The organism is Bacillus sp. AFS041924 (assembly GCF_002577195.1).
GTDB lineage: Bacteria > Bacillota > Bacilli > Bacillales > Bacillaceae_G > Gottfriedia.
The window spans coordinates 45497-56183 of record NZ_NULG01000093.1 but is presented as its reverse complement, the minus strand read 5'-3'; the positions used below and the strand labels follow the sequence as shown (position 1 = coordinate 56183).

Here is a 10687-nt window from a genome sequence, read left to right as displayed (position 1 = left end):
AAGAGTGTGTAGTATGTCCATTGTTGGAACAGTGTACAAAATCAAAAAATCATCAAAAAGTAGTAACACTTCATGTTTGGGAAGAACAAAAAGAGAAAGTTCGATTAAATAGACTTTCAAAATCTGGAAAATTATTTTATAAATATCGAAAAGAACAAGTTGAGCGTAGTTTCGCAGATTCAAAAGAGCTGGACTACGCTATTATAAGTTACGCGGAATTAAAGGAGCTACAGAACAAGCATTGCTTTCAGCTGTAGTTCAGAACATAAAGAAGATCGCAATGCATCTAGCACGTACAGCATAGGTGTATTTTTTTGTTTATAACACTATTTTTTTCGATTAAATCAACTAAGAAAGATGGAATAAAAAAGAGTGTAGAGAAATTTTCAGGGGTTTCTCTACACTCTGAGGATCTTCCATTAAGATCCTTTTTTTGTACAATATTTAACGAGTATTTTGTATATGAGTCTAAGCTTCTTTATATTTCTTCGTTTTCACGTTTTTTAATTTGGAAAAGCGTCTCTGCGATAGTTTTCAGTTCCTCTTTAAGTCGGATGGTTTCATTCGCTACTTGTTCTGAAGAAGCTTCTTTAATTCGCTTGTTTAGTTCGTCAGTCACTTTTCGTAACTTTACGATGGATTGTTCAAGTTGAACAGTTGATGTCGGTTTCATCATTTCCACTCCTTGATTGGTTTTCTATTAGCATACCACATTCTTTATTGCGAAAAAATGGCATTTTAGCTGGAGGAGAAAGAGCTGGGTTAATTCTAAAATCTAGCACAGGTTATTTAATTTTAATGATAAAATAGGAATATTCTTACATTTGTTATTTCTACAAACCTTTAAACTAGCGAGGTTTAAGAAAGTAGATAATTTTTATTTTAATAATTGGATTTATCTACAGAATTTTAAAAACTTATGGAATTAAATCAAAAACTAGTTAAATAACAACTTGCATTAAATATTAATATTAAAACAATTTAAAAGTACAAGTTAAAAAGTGAGGTGCGGTATGGACATACTATATAGAATTGCATCAACAAATGATTGTTCAGAAATTGCTAGATTATCAGGTCAATTGGGTTACCGTGTCGAAAAAATTCAAGTCGTTGAAAGATTAAATAAAATATTAAATCTGAAAGATAATGTTGTAATTGTAGCAGAAATTGAAGGTAAGCTTATTGGCTGGATTCATGCTCACGGTCGATATTTGATTGAATCTCCTCCATATATTGAAATTGGTGGCTTGATTGTTGACAGTACTTATAGGGAGCAAAAAATAGGTAAGAATCTAGTGGAAAAATGCGAAGAATGGTCGAGAATATCCGGGTTTAAAGAAATAAGAGTGAGGACAAATGAAACTAGATTAGAGACACTTATTTTTTATAAGAAGATCGGTTTCGAAAATACTAAATCACAAAAAGTATTTAAAAAAAATTTAATATTAGAATAATAGTATAGTATTTAAAGTTTTTTCCATCCATGAACAAGGTTACACAACAGTAAAGTAATTCAAGGAATTTGAACCAATTTGCTTAATTATATTTATTTCATTATTAAAGGTAATTTTAAATGTTTAATTTTCTATCAAAAATGATTTCAGGGATCTGAAAATAGAATGATTTTTAACATACTTAGTTTTAATAATGTGAGTATAAAGAATCAACATGAAACCATTACATATAAATACACCAAGGTCATGATTTTATTTATCCAAAAAAGGAGGCTATATAATGAGTAAGAAAGAAATCTTGCAAAATGGAGTCAAGCAAGTATTTTACGAAGAGGAGTGGTATCCTCCAATTTCTGACGCTATTAAGAATCTTACCGCTGCACAAGCCTGTTGGAAACCCGAAGGAACGTCCAGTAATACAATTTGGGAAAATGTAAACCATTTATTAATCTTTAAAGAGCGCTTACTTTCACGCTTACATCAAGATAACACATTTGTTGCTCCGCGAAATAATGATGAAACGTTTGTCCAAGGTGGACCTAATGATGATGATGCATGGCAACAAACAGTGAAACGAACACTTCAAGTGCATGATGCCTTACAATCTTCATTAGCATCCATTCAAGAAGCAGAACTGGATCAAGCAATTCCTTCACTACCAGTTTGGCAACAATATCTAAATATCCTTTTGCACGATGCATATCATACAGGACAAATTGTTCAAATTCGTAAACTCCAAGGTTCTTGGCCAGCTAAGCGCTCATATTTATAAACAATGATTAAAATTGCTAGAGTTTCACATTCATCATAACAATTGAAAGTAGCTAAGTGATGGATCATATTATAAACCAATTTCTCACTTAAACTGAGAAATTGGTTTTTTTGTTTCCACAATTTAGCGATTTGAGTGAACCTTTTGATTTGTGGAGAATAAAGAGGTAAAAGTTGTGAGTTCGATAAAAGAACAAGTTAATCTTAGGGATCTCTAGAATCAATTGGTGATGTATTATTTAATGATTGGGATTAGAGTATTCAATTATAATATCTCTTGTTCTTCAAAAGCAATTTTGAATCAAATTATTAACATTTCAGCAAACTAATTTATAGGTAAATGGACTAAAAAGGAGAACAATATGATTAAACTTGTATTAATCAGACACGGACAAAGTTTATGGAATGTTGAAAATCGTTTCACTGGTTGGACTGATGTTGACTTAACGAAAACTGGACTTACTGAAGCTAGAGAAGCTGGTATCATTTTAAGGGAAAATGGCTTCACATTCGATGTTGCCTATACATCTGTGCTGAAAAGAGCAATTCGGACATTATGGATTATTTTAAATGAAATTGATATGATGTGGATACCTGTACATAAGACTTGGAGATTAAATGAACGTCATTACGGATCACTTCAAGGCCTGGATAAAACAGAAACAGCAAAGAAATATGGAGACGAACAGGTTAACATTTGGAGAAGATCTATGAATAGTAGACCGCCTGCTCTGAAACCAGATGATCCAAGATATGAGATAAATGAACCTCGTTATAAAACCTTATTAAAAGGTGAATATCCATTAACCGAAAGTCTAGAGGATACTGAAAAAAGAGTTTTGAAATATTGGAATGACGAAATTGCACCTGCATTGAAATCAGGTGAAAAAATTATCATATCTGCACATGGGAACACGTTAAGAGGAATCGTCCAATTTTTAGATCAAGTCTCTGCGGACGGAATTGCCTCACTCAACATACCTACTAGCATCCCATTAGTTTATGAATTAACGAATGAACTAAAGCCAATCAGACATTATTATTTAGGTATGGATGGTGAACTTCCACCAGATGTAATTCCAAAACATATCCCGAGCGAATTACTCGATAATTTTGACGATCATCATCCAAATATAACAATTGAAGATGAATAAATATGTAAAAAGGATGGGAGCAAAAATGCTTTCCCATCCTTTTCATTATGCCTCAGATAGCTTTAATTTTTGAATTTGTAATTGAACTAAACGGAAAGATAGCGTAATAGCTGATACACCTAATCCAATGATTAAACCTACCCAATATCCTTTTGCACCAAGACTTGTATGAGATAATACATAACCAACTGGTAATGCGATTACCCAATAAGCTAAAATCATCATCATTAATGTGGCATTTACATCTTTATAGCCTCGTAATGCACCTTGAATTGGCGCAGCGATTGCATCAAATAATTGGAACATGACTGCAAAGATTAAGAATCCGCCTGCCAAAACTTGAACTGATGGATCATTCGTATACCAACCAGCTACATTATAACGGAATAAATAAATAATTATACCAAATACTGAGGCAATGGAAACTGCCATTACTAAGCCAATTTTGCTATAAACTTTTGCATTTTGAAAATCTCTTGCTCCAACTTCATAACCGACAACGATTGTTAAAGCCATCGAAATACTTAAAGGAACCATATAAAGGAGACTTGCAAAATTCATTGCCACGGTATGTGCAGCAATTGTTTTCGTATCAAACTCACTTAATAATAATGTAACGACAGAAAATACACTTACTTCGAAAAAGATACTTAATCCAATTGGAACTCCTAATTTTAAAATACTTTTCCAAGCATCAAATGAAATTGGAGGAAGATGTTTAAATAAATTAAATGTGCGAAACGGCTTTTTCGTTTGAATAATGTAAAAAGCTATTCCAAAAATAATCCAATACGTAATTGCTGACGCAACGCCAGAACCTACGCCACCTAATTGTGGAAAACCAGCTTTACCGAATATTAGGAAGTAATTTAATATAACATTAACAGGTACTGAAATAATCGTAATGACCATAGTAGTTCTTGTTTTACCTAAACCATCAATAAATTGTCGAATGACTGTATATAAAAATAAAGGTAAAATTCCAAATGATAATGCGAATAAGAAATGAAGAGCAACTCGATGCACTTTCGGATCAAGATTCATATGATTTAAGATAGGATGAATAGTGAAAATACCTATAATTATAATTACAATTGCAATAATTCCAGCTAAATATAATGCTTGCATTACGAGAGGAGCTATTTTTTCATCCTCTTTTGCACCATTTAAATTAGCGACCATTGTTGTAATAGCGACTAAAATGCCTGTTAAACCTGTACTGATAGGAGTCCAAATACTAACACCGATCGCAACTCCTGCTAAATCCCCTGGACTACTATTACCAGACATGATCGTGTCAAAAAATGACATCGAAAATAAAGTCACTTGAGTAATTAAAATCGGAAATAGTAGCTTAAAAAAATGTGATATTTTCCCGTTTTTAGTAGTATTCATTTTATCGACCTCCTAAACAAACACTTTTACAATTGTATCATGTTTTGCTTTAATAGCTATAATGAATTTATTCGGATAAATATTTTATGATAGAAAGTTGGTCTTAAATTGGGTAATCAAGTAGTTATTATTACAGGTGCAGGAAGTGGACTAGGAGCGTCATTAGCTAAAAAGTATTCTGAAAATGGATCTCATATTTGTTTATTAGGAAGAACCGAAAATAAACTTAAGGAAATTGGTAAACAATTACCGAATAATTATTCAATACATACTGTAGACGTTTCAAAGCAAGAGGATGTAAAAAGAGTATTCGATACAATCATTCAAACATATGGAAAAGTTAATTTATTATTTAATAATGCAGGTGTTGGAGTTTTTGAACTTGCAGAGGAATTAACTGAAGAAGCTGTACATAATATGATCGATATCAACCTTAAAGGAACCATATTCTGTTCCCAAGAAGTATTAAAACAAATGAAAAAACAAAATAGTGGAACCATTGTAAATATAGTTTCTACTGCTGGCTTAATTGGTAAAGCAACTGAATCAGTTTATTGCGCAAGTAAGTTCGGTGTTAAAGGCTTTACTGAAAGTTTGAATGTTGAATTAACTGGTACACCAATTTCCGTTTTTGCAGCATATATGGGTGGGATGAATACTGACTTTTGGGCAGGTATTTTTGATGAAGATAAAACATCAAAAATGATGAATCCAGATGATATTGCTGAAATCATTATTGAAAATATAAAACCACGTAAAAATATATCAATACCTGAAATTATTATTAAAAACGTAAAATAAGTATTAGTTAGGCCATCTTTTACACAAACTATAGTCAAATCAAACTATGAATAAGTGAGGTAAAAAAGATGAGCAAATCAAAAAAGAAAAATTCAATTAACTCGACTCAAGCTAATTTTGATGAATTATTACTAGAAGAAATTAATACAACAGATGATATACCGATTGATTGGTTACCAAAAAGTGAACCGATAACAGAAACATGGTCTTACAAAAAAGATTAATTCAGACTTTAGGTTGGAAAAGTTCGCTTAAATTGTAACGTATTTTAATCAATAATTTTAGAATCAAATTATTTAAGCGGTTTCATTAATTCAGATGATATTTTTAAATTGACTTTATCTTTTAACTGCAAAGAATAGCCATTTTGGCTATTTTTTTTTATTTTGATATGGTATTATTATTGAAGCGTTTTATATTAAAGCCAATTAATGGCATTAAATACATAAAAAATTGAAAAACAATATATAGTTAGGAGAATCATCATGGAAAAAGTACTAGTTTTTGGCCATAAGAACCCAGATACAGATACTATTTGCTCTGCAATTGCATATGCAGAATTAAAAAAAGCAATAGGCGTAGATGCTGAAGCGATTCGTTTAGGAGAAGTTAGTGCAGAAACACAATTTGCACTTGATACATTTAAATCTGATTCACCTCGTTTAGTTGAAAAAGTTGCAGCTGAAACAAATAACGTAATTTTAGTTGACCACAATGAGCGTCAACAAAGTGCTGATGATATCGAACAAGTTCGTGTACTTGAGGTAATTGATCATCACCGTATTGCGAATTTTGAAACTAGCGATCCTTTATACTATCGTTGTGAGCCAGTAGGCTGTACAGCTACAATTTTAAACAAATTGTATAAAGAAAATAATATCGCGATTAAAAAGGAAGTTGCTGGTTTAATGCTTTCAGCAATCATTTCTGATACTTTATTATTTAAATCACCAACATGTACTGAGCAAGATGTTGCAGCTGCAAAAGAACTTGCTGAAATCGCAGGCGTTAATGCAGATGAATATGGTCTTGAAATGTTAAAAGCTGGTGCAAACCTTGCTGATAAATCAATTGAATCCTTAGTTTCACTTGATGCAAAAGAATTTCAAATGGGTAACTACAAAGTAGAAATTGCACAAGTAAATGCAGTTGATACAAATGACGTACTTTCTCGTCAAGCTGAATTAGAAAATGTGCTTGAAGGCATCATTTCAAATAAAGGGTTAGACTTATTCTTATTCGTTGTAACTGATATTTTAACAAATGATTCAATTGCAGTTGTTAAAGGATCTGCTACAAATGCAGTAGAAAAAGCATACAATGTAACATTAGAAAATAATACTGCACTTTTAAAAGGTGTAGTATCTCGTAAAAAACAAATCGTTCCAGTATTAACTGAAACATTTAATACACTTTAATCAATTATTAACAACAAAGTCTAAGTAAGGCTTTGTTGTTTTTTTATAAATAAATATGGAAATGGGGGATTTGAAATGGAGAACTTAAAATATCCAATTGGCAGATTTACCGCACCATCAAACTACAATAGGCAACAACGAGAAAATTTTATTAAAATGCTTAAAGAGGCACCGGCTAAATTTAAAGAGGCAATAACATCTCTTACTAACGAACAACAAAGTACACCATATCGTGAAGGTGGCTGGACACCAAAACAAGTTATTCATCATGTTGCAGACAGTCATATGAATAGTCTAGTAAGAGTAAAGTTAGCTTTAACAGAAGAAAATCCTACAATCAAAGCGTACGATGAAAATGCATGGATTACATTAAGTGATTCTAACTTTGATTTTCATAGTTCTTTAAAAATTATTGAAGGAATTCATGAAAGATACGTAGTCCTACTTGAATCATTAAATGAAGAACAGTTTAAACGAACTTGTTATCACCCTGAGCTTAACATTAATATTAGCATCGATTTCATATTGGCTTTATATGCATGGCATAGCCAACATCATTTAGCCCATATTTATTTAGTGAAAAACAAATAACTTTTAAGGTGTGAGTACTATAAAATTATTATTCATATGTAGTAAAAATCAATGGAGAAGTCCAACTGCTTAAAAAAATCTTTCATTTGTACAATGGCCATCAGGCAAGATCAGCAGGTACTGAATCAGGAGCTGGAATTTAAAGTAACAGAGGGACATATTAGAATATTAGAAATAATCGAAGAATAAAGTACAGTCCTATGGAAAAATACTCATTAAAGAGGCTGTCCCAAAAGGTAGATTTCAGCCTTGAAATTTAAAAAACAAAACGGAAGAATGTTGATTTGACAACATTCTTCCGTTTTTAATTTGATGGTTTTTTAATCAAACAGGGCTTTTGGGACAGCCTCTTTTAGTTCTAATTGACTTAAATTCATTTCTATTAGCTTGAAATATAAATATATTCTCAAAAAATAAATAATCTCTAAAATAACCCAATTTAGATTAGTGTCAAGGTACATGTTGTACACATAAAAATAAAATTAGAGTAGCTATTTAAGGAATAAGGTGTGAATATGTACTACAAATTATTAAAGCAATATATAAAAAATTCAAATTTAAGTTTGACTGAAATAGCCAACGAATTAAATAAGATGGGTTTTTCGAAAGACAAGAGCTATTTAAGCAAATTACAAAACGCGAAATTAACTCCGCCTGAAGAAAAATTAACTAGAGCGATTGCAAAAGTAACAGGTGGTAGTGCTGAAGAATTAATTTGGTGTGCATATATTTTTAATGCACCGAAGGAATTAAGAACTCCTTTACGGAATATTTCAGAAGAAGTAATTAATCTTGCCAAGAGAGAAAAGAACGGTAATCTAAAATTTAATATGGTTTATAAGGAACAAAGTGAAGCTAATCGAACAAAAATTTTTGCAGAATTTATCAGACAGATTCGATTAAAAAATAACCTTTCAATTAAATGCCTTGCAACAAAAGCAAATGTTTCACATTCTTATATTTCACAAATTGAAAATGGAAAAAAAGGAATTCCTTCGCCAGGGATTATAATTAAATTGGCTGAACCTCTTGGTGTTCCTATTATTGAATTGTTTCAATTAGCAGGTTATGTACCAATCGAAAAGAATGAATGGATAGAAGGTACTAACCTCATTCGGAAAGCTAATTCAATTTTAAATACCGAAGAAAAAGAAAAACTATTAAGAATAATTGAAGCATTTTTAACATTGTCTCAGTTTCACTTTCTTTAATAATTTGTTGTAATTTAAAATGCATGTTTAAGAATGAAACTTAAACTTGCATTTTCTTCAAGTCAGCAATGACTCCTTTAACAAGATAAATCCTTATAAAACTTAAAAATTATTATAATTTTTATGTACAAATCAATTCTTTTTATGAACGTTGACTAAATTTGTAAATTTTAGGAAAGGATAGTAAGAAACTGTAAAGGAAGTGATGAGTATGTCTCAACAATTTGAAAATATACCTGATTATGAATTATTAGCGAATAATCCAGCTTTATCATTACATGAACTGTCATATCACTATGATATGAGTTTTAATGATATTGCTGAAATAAGAGGAATATCTGTAGAAGATTTAGTAAATTACTATCAGACAAATACTTCTCACGACGCATTATTTTATTTTGAATAAAACATACATAAAAGCTGAGCCAATACACTATTGGAATCGGCTTTTTTTGCATAATCGTAGCATCTACTTATTATATTTGAGTATCTTGAGAGAATTCTAGAATTTTAGATTTACTCTGGAGTTTCTTTAACTTTTTTTGCGCATAACCCCGATTATTGCGGTACCCTTCATTGTGATTGAGGTAAAAAAACCCATCCAATTTCATAAATCCCTATTTTTTGTTCTTTCAGAAGTAAAACGAATTTACACATTTGTCCATATACCCATTTTGTTCATTTCTATATGTTTGTGCCTTCTTGTAAGTTATTTGTAACTCTCAATAATCAATAAATTTGTGTTAAAGAAAGAGAAAATACGTAATGATTAAGCATCCAGATTTTATTTCAAAAAGGAAAACTTAATTTTTTGTTGAAATTAATGATTTAAACAAGTGATAGGTGGCTTAATTAAATATGTGTGATAAATTCAATAATATTTTGAACTGGGTTGAAGATATAAAAGTACGGAATCAAAGTTCAGCTTCAGCTTTAATCATCATGAAAGATAATAAAATTATTTTAGAAAATTATAATGGTTTCCATAGTAATGCCGATCATTCAACGCCAATATCCGAAACATCTCGATTTAATATTGCCTCAGCTAGAAAAAGTTATTTAGGTTTAGCAATCGCATTTGCATTATATGAGGGGAAAATTAGAAGTTTAGATGATTATGCTTTTGTATATTTTGATGCGATAGATAAAAAGTTGCTTGGAAAAACAACGATAAGACAGTTAGTTACACATTCTCATGGCCTGAATGAGACAAAACAAGGAACCATTTTCAGAGAATTTGAACCTGGACAAGGGTGGGCATATAGAAGTATTAATATATTAATGATGACAAATCTTATAAAAAAACTTTATAACAAAAGCTTTCCTGAACTACTAAAAGAAAGAGTCTTTTCTCCACTAGGATTTAAAGAAACTAAATGGGAAACAAAAGAAAAGACAAGCCTAGTGAAAGTTATAGATGATCCAAATTATGATGCTTCATTTAAGTTAGGGGATACAAAAGATGGTTCCGGGTCCAACCTGCATGTCTCTACTAGAGAATTCGCATACTGGGGTAATCTTCATTTAAATAAAGGTTTTGTTAACGGAAAGCAAATAATCCCAAAAAAAGTCATTGAATTAGCTACACAAGTACAAAACCCGAGTTATAAAAATGAAGAATATCCAAAAAATGGTCTGTTTTGGTTTGTACAAAGTACGCCAAGTAATAAAAGTGAAATAGGCAATCGAGTGCCAGTTGGGTCTTATCAAATTTTAGGAATAACTGGTCCAACTATTCTTGTAATTCCTAAATATAATGTAGTTGTGGCTAAGATGTATAATAAAAGATACAACTATGGTTGTGATAATTATCTTTATTATTTAAGGGAATTCAGTAATTTAGTTGCGGATGCGTTTACAGAATAGTTCTATATAGAATAATAGAATAAATG

Annotated in this window: 12 protein-coding genes and 1 pseudogene; 11 read left to right on the top strand and 2 right to left on the bottom strand. The window is 31.0% G+C overall.

Going from position 1 to position 10687, the window contains the following annotated elements; translation table 11 throughout:
- Nucleotides 1–304: pseudogene (locus COC46_RS16590) on the top strand (transposase); the annotation flags it as partial.
- Nucleotides 305–478: 174 nt separating this feature from the next.
- Here COC46_RS16590 and COC46_RS16585 read toward each other — a convergent pair.
- On the bottom strand, nt 479–673 hold the full coding sequence (locus COC46_RS16585) for a hypothetical protein (RefSeq protein WP_098811027.1): 195 nt from the start codon (nt 671–673) through the stop codon (nt 479–481).
- Nucleotides 674–1013: 340 nt separating this feature from the next.
- On the opposite strand from COC46_RS16585, the gene COC46_RS16580 reads away from it, so the two are divergent.
- From COC46_RS16580 to gpmA, 3 genes are all read left to right on the top strand, one after another.
- Nucleotides 1014–1454, top strand: a complete 441-nt coding sequence (locus COC46_RS16580) for a GNAT family N-acetyltransferase (protein ID WP_098811026.1) — start codon at nt 1014–1016, stop codon at nt 1452–1454.
- A gap of 280 nt (nt 1455–1734) precedes the next feature.
- The gene (locus tag COC46_RS16575) at nt 1735–2226 is read left to right on the top strand and encodes a DinB family protein (RefSeq protein ID WP_098811025.1); all 492 of its coding nucleotides are present in this window, start codon (nt 1735–1737) and stop codon (nt 2224–2226) included.
- A 361-nt stretch (nt 2227–2587) separates the two neighbouring features.
- Entirely contained in the window at nt 2588–3379 is a 792-nt protein-coding gene (gene gpmA / locus COC46_RS16570; protein ID WP_098811024.1) for a 2,3-diphosphoglycerate-dependent phosphoglycerate mutase, read from the top strand.
- Nucleotides 3380–3424: 45 nt separating this feature from the next.
- Here the strand turns inward: gpmA and COC46_RS16565 are convergent, their stop codons facing one another.
- Entirely contained in the window at nt 3425–4774 is a 1350-nt protein-coding gene (locus COC46_RS16565; RefSeq protein WP_098811023.1) for an MATE family efflux transporter, read from the bottom strand.
- 108 nt (nt 4775–4882) lie between these two features.
- Between COC46_RS16565 and COC46_RS16560 the strand changes: the two genes are divergently transcribed.
- The 7 genes from COC46_RS16560 (at nt 4883) to COC46_RS16535 (ending at nt 10661) form a co-directional block, all read left to right on the top strand.
- Entirely contained in the window at nt 4883–5575 is a 693-nt protein-coding gene (locus COC46_RS16560; RefSeq protein ID WP_098811022.1) for an SDR family oxidoreductase, read from the top strand.
- Between the two features lie 68 nt (nt 5576–5643).
- Nucleotides 5644–5799 (top strand): hypothetical protein, encoded by a 156-nt coding sequence (locus COC46_RS22320; protein ID WP_176545197.1) that lies wholly within the window; start codon nt 5644–5646, stop codon nt 5797–5799.
- Between the two features lie 261 nt (nt 5800–6060).
- Nucleotides 6061–6993 (top strand): manganese-dependent inorganic pyrophosphatase, encoded by a 933-nt coding sequence (locus tag COC46_RS16555; RefSeq protein ID WP_098811021.1) that lies wholly within the window; start codon nt 6061–6063, stop codon nt 6991–6993.
- A 75-nt stretch (nt 6994–7068) separates the two neighbouring features.
- Nucleotides 7069–7584, top strand: a complete 516-nt coding sequence (locus tag COC46_RS16550; protein WP_098811020.1) for a YfiT family bacillithiol transferase — start codon at nt 7069–7071, stop codon at nt 7582–7584.
- A 515-nt stretch (nt 7585–8099) separates the two neighbouring features.
- Nucleotides 8100–8795, top strand: coding sequence for a helix-turn-helix transcriptional regulator (locus COC46_RS16545; RefSeq protein WP_098811019.1), 696 nt, complete (start codon nt 8100–8102; stop codon nt 8793–8795).
- Nucleotides 8796–9006: 211 nt separating this feature from the next.
- Entirely contained in the window at nt 9007–9201 is a 195-nt protein-coding gene (locus COC46_RS16540; RefSeq protein WP_098811018.1) for a hypothetical protein, read from the top strand.
- Between the two features lie 452 nt (nt 9202–9653).
- A complete protein-coding gene (locus tag COC46_RS16535) occupies nt 9654–10661 on the top strand; it encodes a serine hydrolase domain-containing protein (RefSeq protein WP_098811017.1) in 1008 nt (335 codons plus the stop codon).
- Nucleotides 10662–10687 lie beyond the last annotated feature (26 nt).

Coding starts and splice junctions, on each gene's coding strand:
- COC46_RS16555 (WP_098811021.1), top strand. CDS start 6,061: ATGGAAAAAGTACTAGTTTTTGGCCATAAGAACCCAGATACAGATACT.
- COC46_RS16535 (WP_098811017.1), top strand. CDS start 9,654: ATGTGTGATAAATTCAATAATATTTTGAACTGGGTTGAAGATATAAAA.
- COC46_RS16585 (WP_098811027.1), bottom strand. CDS start 673: ATGAAACCGACATCAACTGTTCAACTTGAACAATCCATCGTAAAGTTA.
- COC46_RS16575 (WP_098811025.1), top strand. CDS start 1,735: ATGAGTAAGAAAGAAATCTTGCAAAATGGAGTCAAGCAAGTATTTTAC.
- COC46_RS22320 (WP_176545197.1), top strand. CDS start 5,644: ATGAGCAAATCAAAAAAGAAAAATTCAATTAACTCGACTCAAGCTAAT.
- COC46_RS16550 (WP_098811020.1), top strand. CDS start 7,069: ATGGAGAACTTAAAATATCCAATTGGCAGATTTACCGCACCATCAAAC.
- COC46_RS16540 (WP_098811018.1), top strand. CDS start 9,007: ATGTCTCAACAATTTGAAAATATACCTGATTATGAATTATTAGCGAAT.
- COC46_RS16580 (WP_098811026.1), top strand. CDS start 1,014: ATGGACATACTATATAGAATTGCATCAACAAATGATTGTTCAGAAATT.
- COC46_RS16565 (WP_098811023.1), bottom strand. CDS start 4,774: ATGAATACTACTAAAAACGGGAAAATATCACATTTTTTTAAGCTACTA.
- gpmA (WP_098811024.1), top strand. CDS start 2,588: ATGATTAAACTTGTATTAATCAGACACGGACAAAGTTTATGGAATGTT.
- COC46_RS16545 (WP_098811019.1), top strand. CDS start 8,100: ATGTACTACAAATTATTAAAGCAATATATAAAAAATTCAAATTTAAGT.